The organism is Rhodanobacter lycopersici (assembly GCF_040812335.1).
In the GTDB taxonomy this organism is placed as follows: Bacteria; Pseudomonadota; Gammaproteobacteria; order Xanthomonadales; family Rhodanobacteraceae; genus Rhodanobacter_A; species Rhodanobacter_A lycopersici.
In genome coordinates, this window is sequence record NZ_JBFOHK010000002.1 from 347038 (window position 1) to 361699 (window position 14662).

Consider the following 14662-nt stretch of genomic DNA (forward strand, 5'->3'; position numbering starts at 1 on the left):
ATGTCATGCAGAAGCCGGGGGACTTGCCGGGTGAATCCGCTGCGGTCTGCGCAAACTGCGGTGCGCCGATGGGCGGCGAGTATTGCATGCAGTGCGGCGAGCGCCGCCTGCATCCGGACGAACACACGTTGCGGCATGTCGCGGGCGAGTGGTTCGAGGCGTTCTCGCATGGCGAAGGCCGCCTGCTCAATTCGCTGCGCACGCTGCTGTTCAAGCCGGGCGAGCTGACGCGCGAGTATTTCCGCGGCCGGCGCGTGCCCTACACGCGGCCGGTGGCGCTGTTCTTCGCGGTGAATCTGCTCTATTTCCTGCTGGCGGTCCTGCAGACCTTCAACACGTCGTTGAATACCCAGCTGGAGATACGTCCGCTCGCCGAGGTCAAGCAGGCCCTGGTCATGCGTCAGGTGGCCGGTGCCCCCGTCACCGGCGCGGAGAGCACCCGGCTGGCGGGCGCCTACTGGCGCTCGGAGAATCCTTCTGCATTGAACCCTCGCAAGAGCGCCCGGCCATCCGCCGTGGCATCGGCGAGCGGCGCTGTGCCTGCCCAGGAGGCCAAGGTGTTCGCGGCCCTGCAGGGCTATGGCAAGCGCTACGACGAGCGCACCGACGCCCTGTCGCGCGCACTCGTAATCGCGCTGGTGCCGATGCTGGCGTGCTGGCTGTGGCTTGCGCTGGTGCCGTGGCGGCGTGGCCTGGCCGAGCTCTCCATTTTCGCGACCCACACCTGGGCGGCGCTGCTGTTGATCCTGCTGGTCTTCGGTTGGGCATGGAGGGGCTTGGCGAATGCGATGCTGTGGTCCCGGGGCGAGCTGCCGGCATTCCTGCAGACCGACCGCTATGGCAGCGCGGCGCTGGGCCTGCTGATCCTGGCCTACGTCTATTGCGCGCTGCGGAACAACTTCCGGTTCACGTGGGTTGGCAGCGCGGCCCTGTGTGTCTGGACGATGGCTGGCCTGTACCTGTCGCTGGAGCTGTATCGCCTGCTGTTGTTCTTCGTGACGGTGTATGCGCTGCACTGAACGCGCCGGCGCAAAACAAAGTCGTTCGGGCGCTTCGTGATCTGGATGGCGCCGGGCTGCCTGATCTATTTCGGCTGAGGCATGCGGCACAGCCGGCTGGTGCATTCGAAGCGATAGTCGACCACGCTGCAGGTGCAGCATCGACACAGTCAGCCCGCGCCACCTTCCACCCGCGGTTTCGAGCGGCCAAGGGCCTTGTGCGACGTGGTAGTGCGGAGCACGGCGTGGCGGAACATCATTGCGGGCCGGCCGTCATGCCAGTCGCGTCGTCACGGGATGCTGGCGGTGCGGAAACCTTGACGCACCGGCATACGGGTTTTTCGGGTGCGATGAGCGCGCCGGTGCAGGTCCAGGTCCGGCGGAATCGATGATGAGGCGTGAACCCCGGCGGCGCAGCTTCTTGTAAGCTCGACACGAGTTGTTTGATCAGGGGAGCAGGATGACATTGTCAGCGCGGCGCATCGGCGCCATGTGCGCCCGGAGGGGTGTGGTCGTTTCAGGCGCGGTTTTCATCATGGCATTGGTGAGCGTGGGCCTGGTGTGGTGGCTGGATCCGGCGCTGCACGGCGCGTTTGACACGGCACTGCTGTGGCGCAATGCGCTGCCGGTGTTTTTGCTCATCCTGCTGATATACGGATTGGGCGGTCGTGCGCTGCTGGCGCTTTTACTGGGTGCGGGCTTCACCTGGCTCGTGTTCGAAGTGAATGCGATCAAGGAGTTCAATCTGAATGAACCTCTGATGCCGGGTGATCTGGTGCTCTGGCATCAGGTGTTGCACAACATGGGTTTCTTTGCGCATTACGCCGGGCATCGTCTTGCTTTGCTGCTGTTGGCGCTCGGGTTCGCCGTGATGCTGTGGGGCGCCTGGCGCCTGGAGCGCCGCTGGCGTCGCCCGGGCCGGGCGAGTCGCATGGCGTTGGCCGTGCTGTCGCTGGTGGCCATCATTACCTTGTACCGCGGGAATGGTTTCTGGTACGAGGCTTACGCGGGCGAGACGTCGATTCGCTTCCAGTTGTGGAGCCCGATCGACAACGTGCAGCATGTCGGCTTCATGGCAGGGTTGGTGCGGATGTCGCAGAGGGTGCGCATCGCGCTGCCGAAGGCCGATCAATCACTCGTTGAAGAGTTCGCCGCACGCCACGCCGAGGATCTGCAGGCACGCACGAAGCGCCAGCCGCCGGCCGAGTTGCCGGATATCGTGGTGGTGCAGAGCGAGGCGTTCTTCGATCCCGGCGTGTTGAAGGGGGTCGACTTCGATCAATTCGTGCCGAATTTCGGGCGTCTGGCTGCCACGGGCATCACTGGCAGCCTGACCACGCCCACCTACGGCGGCGGTACCATCCGCACGGAGTTCGAAACGCTCACCGGCTATCCGATGGAGGCATTTCCCACCATCGTCTATCCGTATTACGGATTGGCCGGCGCGTGGATGCCGAGCGTGCCGCGCCGGCTGGAGGCGCTGGGCTATTCGACGACGCTGTTCCATCCGTTTCGCAGCAGTTTCTGGAATCGTCGGCAGGTGATGCCCGAACTCGGATTCCAGCACAGCTATTACCGGGGATCCTTCGCCGGGGCCGCGCGCGCAGGCAAATACGTCTCCGACCACGCGCTGTTCGATTTCGTGCTGGCGCATCTCGACGATGCGCGACACGACCCGCAATACGCGATGGTGATCACGATGGAGAACCATGGTCCCTGGGACTCCGACGCGGGCGCGCTGGCCAACGTGCTGGATGGACACCCCTTGCCGCAGGGGCTTTCGGCGGCCGGTACCCAGGAGTTGACGTATTACCTGTCGCACCTGGTCAACGGCGACGCCGCGCTGGGCGACTTTGCAAAGCGCCTGCTGGCGCGGCCGCGCTGGACCGTGCTGCTGTTCTACGGCGACCACCTGCCCGCATTGCCGCATGCGTTCGCGGATCTGGGTTTCGATGACGACGGTGCGGAAGTGGAAGAACACACGCGCTACCTGCTGGTGTCGAACCGCCCGTTGACCCCGCGCACGATGAACCTCAGTTCCTATGAGCTGCCGGGTTTGCTGTTCGATACGGCGGGATTGCCCGAAGATGGTTATCTCGCGTTGAGCTCCGTCGCTCGGCAGGCGTGGGAGCAGGATCATTACCGGCATGGCCCGGAGTACGGTCAGGTGGAGTTCAATGGCGCGCGGCTGGAGGTGAGCTGCCGGCGCAAGCTGGATGCGGCGGGCCGATGCGGCGAGGGCAAACCCTGATGTGATTGCGCCAGCGGCCGGAAGGCGGCATGGATCATGGGGCGGTACATGCATGCCGCAATCGCGAAACGGTTGCAAACACGGCAGACCGGCCTTGTTCTCCGTGGATGCGCCATCGCGTGCCGCTGTTCTTCGAGGCGGCACGTCTCTCGACGGATATCGCCTGCGCAAAATCATGCGAGACGGCGCAAGTTCGCCGGGGTGACCTCTGGCAGGGTGGAGCATTGCAGGCTTCGCCTTACCATCGCCCGGTCACCCGCCGCTCGCCATCACGACGAACGACGCGTTCCTGCCGGCAGCGCGGCTTCCGCGCGGGCCGGTGCCTGCCCGGAGCTCCCCGTGAATCGTCATCCCTTCCGTTCCAGCCTGATCGCCGCCGCGGTGGTCGGGGCACTTTCGCTGTCCGTCGCCGCCACGGCGCAGGATGCCCACCGTGCCGCACCGCTCGACCAGCCGTATGCCGGCATGCTCACGGTGAACGTGGACCTCACCGACGCAGCGAAGCGGATGTTCCGCGTGCACGAAACCATTCCGGTGAAGCCGGGACAGTTCACCCTGCTGTATCCGGAGTGGATTCCCGGCGAGCACGCGCCGTCGGGCCCGATCCAGAACGTGGCAGGGCTGATCGTCACCGCAAATGGCAAGCAACTGGCATGGCGCCGCGACCTGCGCGACATGTACGCGATCCATCTCGACGTGCCGGCGGACGCGAGCCAGCTCGACCTCTCGTTCCAGTTCCTCTCGCCGGGTGATGGCGAGGGCAGCCTGTTCGGCGCGAGCGCCTCGTCCACGCCGAACCTGGTGGACATCGAGTTCAACCAGGTGGCGTTCTATCCGGCCGGCTACTACTCGCGCCAGATCCAGATCCAACCCACCGTGCAGTTGCCTGCCGGCTGGAAGTTCGGCACCGCGCTGCAGGTGGCCAGCCAGAATGGCGGCACCGTGCAGTTCAAACCGGTGAGCTTCAACAACTTCGTGGATTCGCCGCTGATCGCGGGCGAATACTTCAATCGCGTGGATCTGGCCCCGGGCGCGAAGGTGCCGGTGCACCTCAACGTGGTGGGCGATGGCGCGAAGGACGTGGAGCTCACCGACAAACAGCTGGAGCAGCAGCGCGCGGTGGTGAAGCAGACCAACCTGTTGTTCGGCGCGCACCACTACGACCACTACGATTTCCTGCTCACGCTGTCCGACCACACCGGCCACTTCGGCCTGGAGCACCACCAGTCCAGCGACGACCGCCTGCCGGCCGACTTCTTCACCAACGACGACATGCACACGCTGGCGGCCAGCCTGATGCCGCACGAATTCGTGCACTCGTGGAACGGCAAGTTCCGCCGTCCGGCCGACCTGTGGACGCCGAACTTCAACGTGAAGATGCAGGACGATCTGCTGTGGGTCTACGAGGGCCTCACCGACTACTGGTGCAGCGTGCTCACCGCACGCGCCGGCCTGTGGACGCCCGAGCAGTTCCGCGACACGATGGCGGACATCGACGCATCGATGAGCGAACGCACCGGTCGCGCCTGGCGTTCGCTGCAGGACACCGCCGATGCCGCGCCGCTCACCTATTACGGCGGCGGCGGCTGGGGCAACTGGCGCCGCGGCACCGACTTCTATCCGGAAGGCCAGCTGCTATGGCTGGACGTGGACACCAAGATCCGCGAACTGTCCGGCGGCAAGCACTCGCTGGACGACTTCGCGCACGCCTTCTACGGCATGGACAACGGCAGCTACGTCACCAAGACCTACACCTTCGACGACGTGGTGAACACGCTGAACCAGGTGCAGCCGTTCGACTGGGCGAAATTCCTGCGCGCACGGCTGGACTACACCGGCCCGGAACTCCCCGAGCACGGCATCGCGAGCGGCGGCTGGAAGCTGGTCTACACCGACAAGCCGAACGCGCAGACCAAGGCGATGGAGGGTCTCCGCCACGGCGTCGACCTCGCCGCCTCGATCGGCCTGTCCGCGTCGAAGAGCGGCAACATCTATGACGTGCAGTGGAACGGTCCGGCGTTCAAGGCCGGACTCGTGCCAGGCCTCACCATCGTGGCGGTGAACGGCAAGGACTATTCGCCTGACGCGCTGAAGGATGCAATCACCGCAGCCAAGGACGGCAGCGCGCCAATCGAGCTGCTGGTGAAGAACGTCGACGTGTACAGCACGGCGAAGGTCGACTACCACGGCGGCCTGCGCTACCCGCACCTGGTGCGCGCCGACGGCAAGGATCTGCTCGGTGCGATCATCGCGCCGCGCAAGTGACGGCATCGCCAACTCCAACGACAACGGCCGCCCGAGGGCGGCCGTTGCGCATGCACGGATGTCGTGCAGGCTTGCTCAGAAGCGATACTCGACCGAACCCGAGAACGCCGCCACGTTGAGGTGGCTCTGGCCGTCGCCGCGACGGCCGTACAGCAGGCGGTAGTTGTCGTAGTTGACGGCGAGGCTCACGTTCCGGGTGAGGTTGTAGCCCACGCCGGCGCCGGCGTACCAGCCGTTGTTCCAGCTCTTGCTGCGCGCCGCATCATCGCTGCCGACGCTCTCGCCCATGTAGCTCGTCGAGCGCATGTAGCCGGCATGGGCGGTGGCGAACCAGTCGCTGCTGCCGAAGTCGTACTTGCCATTCACGCCCACGGTGGCGGCGCGCGACTTGAGGTTGTTCTCGACGCCGTTGCTGACAGTCTTCGGACGGCCGAGGTAGACGTAGCCGATTTCCGGGCCGACGTAGCCGTTCCAGCGCCAGCCGAAACGCACGTTCTGGAACACGCTGTTGTCGTGGCTGAAGTCGGCGCGGTACTGGGTCTGGCCCAGATTGCCGGCGACGTAGAAGTTGTCCAGCGGGTTGGTGTTGCCGTTGCTGTTGTTGTCGTCCGCGCGCGCGGCCAGCGGGGAGGCGAGCAGGGCGGCGATGGCGGTGGTGACGAGTAGCTTGTTCATGGGGGACTCCACATCTTTTTGTTGTTCGCCACGGGCAGGGGAACCCGTGGTGCATCGCGCGGGGATACGCGAAGGCGTCGACGGTGGCGGCGCAGTCTTGCACCAGGCTTTCGCTTAACAATCCAGCACGGCCTTCGTTCAGCTCGATATGTCGCGCACGGGCGTGACCTCTGGCAGGGGAGCATGCCGCGCGGCAGGTCTAGCATCCGGGTTTCATGTCCGCGCCACACGTTCCGCGCGGCCGTTGCCCAAGGGAGAATCCATTGAAAGCCACACGTCTTGCCTCCGCCGTCGTCGCCGCTGCCATCGGCCTGGTCAGCCTCAACGTACTCGCCGATGACGTACCGCCGCCCAAGGACGTGACTTACCCGGGCACGCTGCAGATCAGCGTGGACGCTACCGATCTCGCGCACCGCGTCTTCCGCGTGCATGAAGTGATCCCGGCGCAGGCCGGCGCGCTGACCCTGCTCTACCCGCAGTGGTTGCCCGGCAACCACTCGCCCAGCGGCCCCATCGACAAGTTCGCCGGCCTGGTGGTGAAGGCCAACGGCCAGGTGATTCCGTGGGTGCGCGACCCGCTCAACGTCTACGCCTTCCACGTCGACGTGCCGCAGGGCGCGAGCAATGTCGAAGTGGACTTCCAGTACCTCACGCCGCAGAACCCCCGCGAGGGTCGCGTGGTGATGACGCCGGAAATGCTCGACCTGCAGTGGAATGCCAACGCGGTGTACCCGGCCGGCTATTACACGCGCCAGATCAAGGTCGATGCCAGCGCCAAGTTCCCCGCCGGCTGGCAGTTCGGCACGGCGCTGGAAACAGCCTCGCGCGACGGCGCCACCGTGCACTTCAAGACCACCACCTTCAACACCCTGGTGGATTCGCCGATCTATGCCGGCAAATACTTCAAGCGCCTCGACCTTGATCCGGGCGCCAAGGCCGCCGTGCACATGGACATCGTGGCCGACGACCCGAAGGATCTCGAGATCAAGCCGGAGCAGGAAAAGCCGTTCCACAACCTCGTGCAGCAGATGTACAAGCTGTACGGCGCGCATCACTACGACCACTACGATTTCCTCGTCTCGCTCAGCGACAAGATGGGCGGCGAAGGTCTCGAGCATCACCAGTCCAGCGAAGACGGCACGAGTGCCGACTTCTTCACCGCGTGGGACAAGAACGCGCTGGGCCGCGACCTGTTCTCGCACGAGTACAACCACTCGTGGGACGGCAAGTACCGTCGTCCTGCCGACCTGTGGACGCCCAACTTCAACGTGCCGATGCAGGACTCGCTGCTGTGGGTGTACGAAGGCCAGACCCAGTTCTGGGGCCAGGTGATGGCCTCGCGCGCCGGCCTGTGGAACGACGAGCAGGCGCACGACATGTGGGCCTACGTGGCCGCCACCTACGACAAGGGCCGCCCCGGCCTCGCCTCGTGGCGCAACGTGCAGGACACCACCAACGACCCCATCATCGCCCAGCGTGCGCCGCTGCCCTACCGCAACTACCAGAGCAGCGAGGACTACTACAGCGCGGGCCAGCTGATCTGGCTGGACGTGGACGGCAAGCTGCGCGAGCTCAGCCACGGCAAGAAGAGCATCGACGACTTCGCCAAGGCCTTCTTCGGCATGGACAACGGCAGCTTCGTCACCAACACCTACACCTTCGACGACGTGGTGAAGACGCTCAACGACATCCAGCCCTACGGCTGGGCGAAGTACCTGCGCGATCGTCTCGATGGCCACGGCCCGCTGATCGGTGGCTTCGAAGCACACGGCTGGAAGCTCGTCTACACCGACAAGCCCAGTGCCGCGGTGAAGGCGATCGAAGCGCGTCGCCACTTCGCCGACCTCACCTACTCGCTGGGCCTGTCGGTGGGCAAGGGCGGCCAGATCGGCGACGTGCTGTGGGACGGCCCCGCGTTCAAGGCTGGCCTCGCACCCAGCATGACCGTCGTCGCTGTCAACGGTCGCGACTACGATCCCGATGCGCTGAAGGACGCCGTCACCGCCGCCGCGAAGGACAAGAGCCAGCAGATCCAGTTGCTGGTGAAAGACTTCGACCAGTACAAGACCATCAACATCGACTATCACGATGGCCTGAAGTACCCGCACCTGGTGCGCGACACCAGCAAGCCCGACACGCTGACCGCGCTGTTCAAGGCCCGCTGATCGCGGTTTCCTCCCTCTCCCCTTTGGGGAGAGGGTTGGGGTGAGGGGGCGGCTCTTGCGTCAGCCACCCACGCAGACCCGGGTCGCCTCGCGTGGGCGATCCCCGGCATCTCGGCTATACTGCCCGTCCGCCGCGGATCGCAACGACCCGCGCGCAGTTCCGCAACACCACGCGCCCGTAGCTCAGCCGGATAGAGTAGTGGCTTCCGAAGCCATTGGTCGGGGGTTCGAATCCCTCCGGGCGCGCCATCCATCGACCAGACGTCGCGTGATCGAGTAACCGGCACATTTCTGCCGTGGCCCTGCACCACGAGGGATTTTTTGCGTTGCGGCATGGCAATTCGCGCGGGCGCGAGTACAGTCTCAGGCAGTCCCCGTGTCGCCTTCGCGGAAGATCACGAAAATCGTTCTTGCCAGGTTGGCATTTTTTTGATTAGGTGTATGTTAGCGCTAACACTCATTGGTGCAGGATACGCATGAGCTTGGTCGTCGGACTCGATGTAGGCACTCAGAGCGCGAAGCTCGTGGCGTACGACTTCGTGACGCATGAAGTCGTCGCCACGCATGGCCGTCCGCTCGAACTGAGCGCGGGCGACGACGGCAGCCGCGAGCAGGAGGCCGGCTGGTGGCTGGATGCGATCCGTGCCTGCTTCGCGGAGCTGGAGCCGGCACTGCGCGTGCGGGTCGCCGCGATCGGCGTGTCGGGGCAACAGCACGGCTTCGTGCCGCTGGATGCCGCCGGCCGCGTGCTGGCGCCGGCCAAGTTGTGGTGCGACACCAGCACGCAGCGCGAATGCGACGAGATCATGGCGGCGGCGGGTGGCGCGCAAGGCTGTGTGGCGCTGGCGGGCAACCCCATCCTGGCCGGCTACACGGCCTCGAAGCTGCCGTGGACGCGGCGCCACCGGCCGGAGGTCTACCGGCAACTGGCGAGCATCCTGCTGCCGCACGACTACGTGAACTTCTGGCTCACCGGCGAGCGCTGGATGGAGTGCGGCGACGCCTCCGGCACCGGCTGGTTGGACGTGCGTGGGCGGCGCTGGTCGGCGCCGCTGCTGGCCGCGACCGACGGCGAGCGCGAACTGGCCGCCTGCCTGCCGCCGCTGGTCGAGGCGGACACGAGTTTTTCCATCGCCCCGGCGATCGCCGACGAGCTCGGCTTGCCGCGCACGGTGCGGGTGTCGGCCGGCGGCGGTGACAACATGATGGCGGCGATCGGCACCGGCAACGTCGTCCCCGGCGTGCTGAGCATGAGCCTGGGCACCTCGGGCACGTTGTTCGCCTATGCCGACCGCCCGGTGGTGGACGATGCCGGCCGCTGGGCCGCGTTCTGTTCCTCCACCGGTGGCTGGCTGCCGCTGATCTGCACGATGAACTGCACCGTGGCCACGGAGAACGTGGCGCGCGCGCTGGGCTTCGACAGCCGCGAAGGCGATACGGTGATGGCGGACACCCGGCCGGGCGCCGGCGGGCTGACCCTGCTGCCGTTCTTCAACGGCGAGCGCACGCCCGACCTGCCGCACGCACGCGCCAGCCTGCACGGCATGGACGCGGGCAACCTCACCCGCGGCAACCTCTACCGCGCCGCGATGGAAGGCGCCACCTACGCGCTGCGGCATGGCTACGACGCCTGGCAGGCCGCCGGCCTGCGCTTCGATGCCATCCGCCTCACCGGCGGCGGCAGCCACAGCGCCGCGTGGCGGCAGATGGTGGCGGACGTGTTCGGGCTGCCGGTGGACGTGCCCGCACAGGCCGAAGGCGCCGCCTTCGGCGCGGCACTGCAGGCCCTGTGGGCGCTCGACCATGCCCACGGCGGCCGCACGGAACTGGCCGCCATCGCGCGCGAGCACGTGCGCCTTGCGCCGGAGCGCTCGACCTATCCCGGCACCGACGCCGCGGCGGTCTACCGAAGTCACTACGGCCGCTTCCTGCACCACCTGGAAGCGGCCGTGACCGCCCACGCGAACCAGTCCGCCGCCAACAGCGCCTGAGACCACGGCCGGATCCGACGCCACCCTCTGCAGACCAACCAAGGAACCGAACCCATGAGCGCTCCCTTCATCGGCAAACGCGAATACTTCCCCGGCATCGGCCGCATCCCCTACGAAGGCCGCGAGTCGGACAACCCGCTGGCGTTCAAGCACTACGACGCCGGCAAGAAGGTCGGCGACAAGACCATGGCCGAGCACCTGCGTTTCGCGGTGTGCTACTGGCACAGCTTCTGCAACGCCGGCCACGACCCGTTCGGCCCGGGCACCCGCGCCTATCCGTGGGACACCGCGGCGAGCACGCCGCTGGGCCGCGCCGAGGACAAGCTCGATGCCGCGTTCGAGTTCTTCACCAAGCTCGGCGCGCCGTACTACTGCTTCCACGACATCGACATGGCGCCGGATGCCGACGACGTGGCCGAGTACGAGAAGAACCTCAAGCACATGGTGGCGCTGGCCAAGGAGCGCCAGCAGGCCACCGGCATGAAGCTGCTATGGGGCACGGCGAACCTGTTCAGCCACCCGCGCTACATGAACGGTGCCGCGACCAATCCGGATTTCGCGGTGGTGGCGCGCGCCGCGGCGCAGGTCAAGGCCGCGCTGGAGGCCACCGTCGAGCTGGGCGGCGGCAGCTACGTGTTCTGGGGTGGCCGCGAGGGCTATTCCACGCTGCACAACACCGATACCAAGCGCGAGCTCGAGCACTTCGCGCGTTTCCTCGCCGCCGCGCGCGACCATGGCCGCAGCATCGGCTTCAAGGGCAATTTCCTGATCGAGCCCAAGCCGATGGAGCCGATGAAGCACCAGTACGACTTCGATTCTTCGACCGTGATCGGCTTCCTGAAGCAGCACGGCCTGGACCGGGATTTCAAGCTCAACATCGAGGCCAACCACGCCACGCTCTCCGGCCATACCTTCGAGCACGACCTGCAGATGGCCTCCAACCACGGCCTGCTCGGCAGCATCGACGCCAACCGCGGCAACGCGCAGAACGGCTGGGACACCGACCAGTTCCCCAGCGACCTGTACGACACCGTGGGCGCGATGCTGGTGGTGCTGCGCCAGGGCGGCCTGGCACCGGGCGGGCTGAACTTCGACGCCAAGGTGCGCCGCGAGTCCACCGACCGCGACGACCTGTTCCTTGCCCACGTCGGCGGCATGGACAGCTTCGCGCGTGGACTGGAAGTGGCGCATGCACTGTTGACGGCCTCGCCGTGGGAGCGCATGCGCGCCGAGCGCTATGCCAGTTTCGACCAGGGGCCGGGACAGAGCTTCGCGCAGGGCAAGCTGGGCCTGGCCGCGTTGCGCGACCTCGCGGCCGCCGGCGGCGAGCCGGTCCAGGCGAGCGGCAAGCAGGAGCGCTACGAGAACCTGGTCAACCAGTACCTGATGCGTTGACGGCGGATGCGCCGCGCTTCCATGTCGGATGCGTGGCGCATCGCCCGGGTTGCCGTTCGTGCTGAGCGCAGCTTGCGCGAGCAAGTGTACGCGGAGAGGGGCCATGGATGGCACCGGCTTTGGGGAGCGAGGAAGTCGAAGCATCCCTCAGTGCCCTTCGACTCCGGCCCTGCGGGCCTACGCTCAGGGCGAACGGTGGTTGGGACGCAGCGCACACTGGGAAATCACAGGCCGGCTGAGCCGGTCGAGGGGAGGGGAACCGGCTCATGGCAGCAGATACCTATGACACGCAGGGCACCGTGCTCGAAGGCGCCGCGCCCGCGCAGCGGACGGAGAACACACGGCTGATCGTGCAGGTCAGTTGCGTCGCCACGCTGGGCGGCTTTCTGTTCGGCTTCGACAGCGGCGTCATCAACGGCACCATCGACGGACTGAAGAAGGCCTTCCAGTCCGGCGCCAGCGCGACCGGCTTCGAGGTGGCCTCGATGCTGCTGGGCTGCGCGATCGGCGCGTTCTTCGCCGGGCGCGTGGCCGACCGCTGGGGGCGGCGCTCGGTGCTGATCGTCGCCGCCGTGCTGTTCCTGCTGTCCGCGCTGGGCGCCGGGGCGGCGCAGGCGGCGTGGTGGTTCATCGCCGCGCGGGTCGTCGGCGGCTTCGCCGTCGGCGCCGCCAGCATCATCGCGCCGGCCTACATCGCCGAGGTGGCGCCGGCGCGCTACCGCGGGCGGCTGGCCACGGTGCAGCAGATCGCGATCATCGGCGGCCTGTTCTGCGCCTTCCTCAGCAACTACCTGCTGGCCCAGGCGGCCGGCGCTTCCACCGGCACGCTGTGGCTGCGCCAGGATGCGTGGCGCTGGATGTTCTGGGTGCAGGCATTGCCCGCGTCGCTGTTCCTGGGCTCGCTGCTGTTCATCCCGGAGAGCCCGCGCTTCCTGGCGCTGAGGCGGCGCGACGACGAGGCCGTGGCGGTGCTGGGCCGGTTGTACGGCGCGGGCGAGGCCCGCGGCAAGCTGGCCGAGATCGGTGCTTCGCTGGCGGGCGACCGCCATCGCCCGCGCCTGTCGGACCTGCTCGACAAGGCCAGCGGCCGCGTGCGTCCGATCGTGTGGGTGGGCATCGGGCTGGCCACGTTCCAGCAGCTGGTCGGCATCAACGTGGTGTTCTACTACGGCGCGGTGCTGTGGCAGGCGGTGGGCTTCTCCGAGAGCGACGCGCTGCTGATCAACGTGCTGTCCGGCGCGCTGAGCATCGGTGCCTGCCTGGTCGCCATCGCGCTGATCGACCGCATCGGCCGCAAGCCGCTGCTGTGGATCGGCTCGATCGGCATGACGATCACCCTGGCCCTGGTCGCGGCGGCTTTCGCCCACGCCGGGCTCGATGCCAGTGGCCACCTGGTGCTGCCGCACGCAGCCGGCACGCTGGCGCTGGTGGCCGCCAATGCCTACGTGGTGTTCTTCAACATGTCGTGGGGGCCGGCGATGTGGGTGATGCTGGGCGAGATGTTCCCGAACCAGATCCGTGGCTCGGGCCTTGCGGTGGCGGGCGCAGCGCAGTGGATGTCGAACTTCGCGATCACCGTGAGCTTCCCGCTGCTGCTCGCCGGCATCGGCCTGGCTGGCACCTACGGCCTGTATGCGGCGGCGGCGGCGCTGTCGGTGCTCTTCGTGTTCCGTTGCGTGCGCGAGACGCGCGGCAAGGAACTGGAACAGATGGAAGGCTAGGGCGATGTGTCGTCGCCCTGTCCCCGGAAGGCATTCGCTGCGGACGGCTGGCGCGAAGCGTTGCCTCGTGTCAGCCGCGCGACTTGCCGCCGTCGACCGGTGGCGCCACCGAATCGCGCAGCACCAGCTGGTGTGCCACCACGTGGTCGACCACCACGCGGGTATCGCTGGGCCGATGGCGGATCGTGCGCAGCAGGATGTCGATGGCCGAGTCGGCCATGCTGGAGATCGGCTGGCGCACGGTGGTGAGTTCGGGCCACACGGTGGTCGCCGCCGAAGTGTCGTCGAAGCCCACGATGGACAGGTCGCGCGGCACCTCCAGCCCGCGCCGGTGCGCCACCGAGATCGCCGCGGCGGCCATGTCGTCGTTGCTGGCAAAGATCGCGGTGGGCGGCTTGCGCAGTGCCAGCAGCTTTTCCACCGCATCCAGTCCCGAGCGGTAGGTGAAGTAGCCCTGTTGCACCAGGTTCGCGTCCGGCGCGATGCCGGCTTCCTTGAGCGCGGCCTGGTAGCCCTCGAAGCGGCGCGTGCTGGCCATCTGGTTGGGGTGGCCCTTGATGCAGGCGATGCGCGTGTGGCCCGCCTTGACGAGGTGCTCGACGATCTCCTTGCTGGCCAGGTAGTCGTCGATGCGCACGCTGGAGATGTCGTGGTTGAAGTGGCCCGAAGCGATCGCCACCACCGGCACGCCGGCGCGGGTCAGTTCCTCGATCACCACCCGGGATTCGCACAGCGGCGGCGGCAGGATCACGCCGCCCACGCTCCTGGCCAGCGCGCGCGCGGCCTTGCGTTCGGCGGCGGCGTCGAACCCCTCCCAGTCGTCGATCACCAGCTGCGCCGCGGTGCGCGCCGCGCCGTGCAGCGCGCCCAGCAGCAGCTCGCGCAGGTAGGCGGCGCTGGGGTTGGTGTAGATCAGCGCGACGCGTGCGTCCTGCGCGGCGGCCAGCGAGCTGGCCGCGCGGTTCGGCACGTAGCCCATCGCGCGTACTGCCTCCATCACCCGCTCGCGGGTCGATTCACGTACCTTGCTGTGGCCGTTGACGACGCGCGACACCGTCATCGGCGAAACCTTGGCGTGCGCGGCCACCTCGTCGATGGTGACGGCCATGCCCTTGCGGCGAACCGATTTCCTGCCTGCCTGCTTCAATGCCGTTTCCCTCCAGCGGACGCGCGGCGACAGGGGTCACGGCGCGCTTGCCGC

9 protein-coding genes and 1 tRNA gene are annotated in these 14662 nt (G+C 67.1%); 8 read left to right on the forward strand and 2 right to left on the reverse strand.

What is annotated here, in order from left to right:
* Window positions 1-5 precede the first annotated feature (5 nt).
* The 3 genes from ABQJ54_RS08515 (at window position 6) to ABQJ54_RS08525 (ending at window position 5514) form a co-directional block, all read left to right on the forward strand.
* Window positions 6-1019, forward strand: coding sequence for a DUF3667 domain-containing protein (locus ABQJ54_RS08515; RefSeq protein ID WP_367853867.1), 1014 nt, complete (start codon window positions 6-8; stop codon window positions 1017-1019).
* A 418-nt stretch (window positions 1020-1437) separates the two neighbouring features.
* The gene (locus tag ABQJ54_RS08520) at window positions 1438-3249 is read left to right on the forward strand and encodes an LTA synthase family protein (protein ID WP_367853868.1); all 1812 of its coding nucleotides are present in this window, start codon (window positions 1438-1440) and stop codon (window positions 3247-3249) included.
* Between the two features lie 339 nt (window positions 3250-3588).
* Window positions 3589-5514, forward strand: coding sequence for a M61 family metallopeptidase (locus ABQJ54_RS08525; RefSeq protein WP_367853869.1), 1926 nt, complete (start codon window positions 3589-3591; stop codon window positions 5512-5514).
* 75 nt (window positions 5515-5589) lie between these two features.
* On the opposite strand, the gene ABQJ54_RS08530 is transcribed toward ABQJ54_RS08525, so the two are convergent.
* Entirely contained in the window at window positions 5590-6189 is a 600-nt protein-coding gene (locus tag ABQJ54_RS08530; protein WP_367853870.1) for an outer membrane protein, read from the reverse strand.
* A gap of 263 nt (window positions 6190-6452) precedes the next feature.
* On the opposite strand from ABQJ54_RS08530, the gene ABQJ54_RS08535 reads away from it, so the two are divergent.
* The 5 genes from ABQJ54_RS08535 (at window position 6453) to ABQJ54_RS08555 (ending at window position 13461) form a co-directional block, all read left to right on the forward strand.
* Window positions 6453-8354, forward strand: coding sequence for a M61 family metallopeptidase (locus ABQJ54_RS08535; RefSeq protein ID WP_367853871.1), 1902 nt, complete (start codon window positions 6453-6455; stop codon window positions 8352-8354).
* A gap of 172 nt (window positions 8355-8526) precedes the next feature.
* Window positions 8527-8603: transfer RNA gene (locus ABQJ54_RS08540), tRNA-Arg, on the forward strand.
* Window positions 8604-8830: 227 nt separating this feature from the next.
* Window positions 8831-10345, forward strand: coding sequence for a xylulokinase (xylB, locus tag ABQJ54_RS08545; protein ID WP_367853872.1), 1515 nt, complete (start codon window positions 8831-8833; stop codon window positions 10343-10345).
* A gap of 54 nt (window positions 10346-10399) precedes the next feature.
* Complete coding sequence (xylA, locus tag ABQJ54_RS08550) at window positions 10400-11740, forward strand: xylose isomerase (RefSeq protein ID WP_367853873.1); 1341 nt, start codon at window positions 10400-10402, stop codon at window positions 11738-11740.
* A gap of 266 nt (window positions 11741-12006) precedes the next feature.
* Window positions 12007-13461, forward strand: a complete 1455-nt coding sequence (locus ABQJ54_RS08555; RefSeq protein ID WP_367853874.1) for a sugar porter family MFS transporter — start codon at window positions 12007-12009, stop codon at window positions 13459-13461.
* A 70-nt stretch (window positions 13462-13531) separates the two neighbouring features.
* On the opposite strand, the gene ABQJ54_RS08560 is transcribed toward ABQJ54_RS08555, so the two are convergent.
* Window positions 13532-14569, reverse strand: coding sequence for a LacI family DNA-binding transcriptional regulator (locus ABQJ54_RS08560; protein WP_367853875.1), 1038 nt, complete (start codon window positions 14567-14569; stop codon window positions 13532-13534).
* Window positions 14570-14662: the final 93 nt, after the last annotated feature.

What these genes read in the sequence shown, in the direction of transcription:
- ABQJ54_RS08560 (WP_367853875.1), bottom strand. Translation starts at nt 14,569, where the DNA reads ATGGCCGTCACCATCGACGAGGTGGCCGCGCACGCCAAGGTTTCGCCG.
- xylB (WP_367853872.1), top strand. Translation starts at nt 8,831, where the DNA reads ATGAGCTTGGTCGTCGGACTCGATGTAGGCACTCAGAGCGCGAAGCTC.
- ABQJ54_RS08555 (WP_367853874.1), top strand. Translation starts at nt 12,007, where the DNA reads ATGGCAGCAGATACCTATGACACGCAGGGCACCGTGCTCGAAGGCGCC.
- ABQJ54_RS08515 (WP_367853867.1), top strand. Translation starts at nt 6, where the DNA reads ATGCAGAAGCCGGGGGACTTGCCGGGTGAATCCGCTGCGGTCTGCGCA.
- xylA (WP_367853873.1), top strand. Translation starts at nt 10,400, where the DNA reads ATGAGCGCTCCCTTCATCGGCAAACGCGAATACTTCCCCGGCATCGGC.
- ABQJ54_RS08530 (WP_367853870.1), bottom strand. Translation starts at nt 6,189, where the DNA reads ATGAACAAGCTACTCGTCACCACCGCCATCGCCGCCCTGCTCGCCTCC.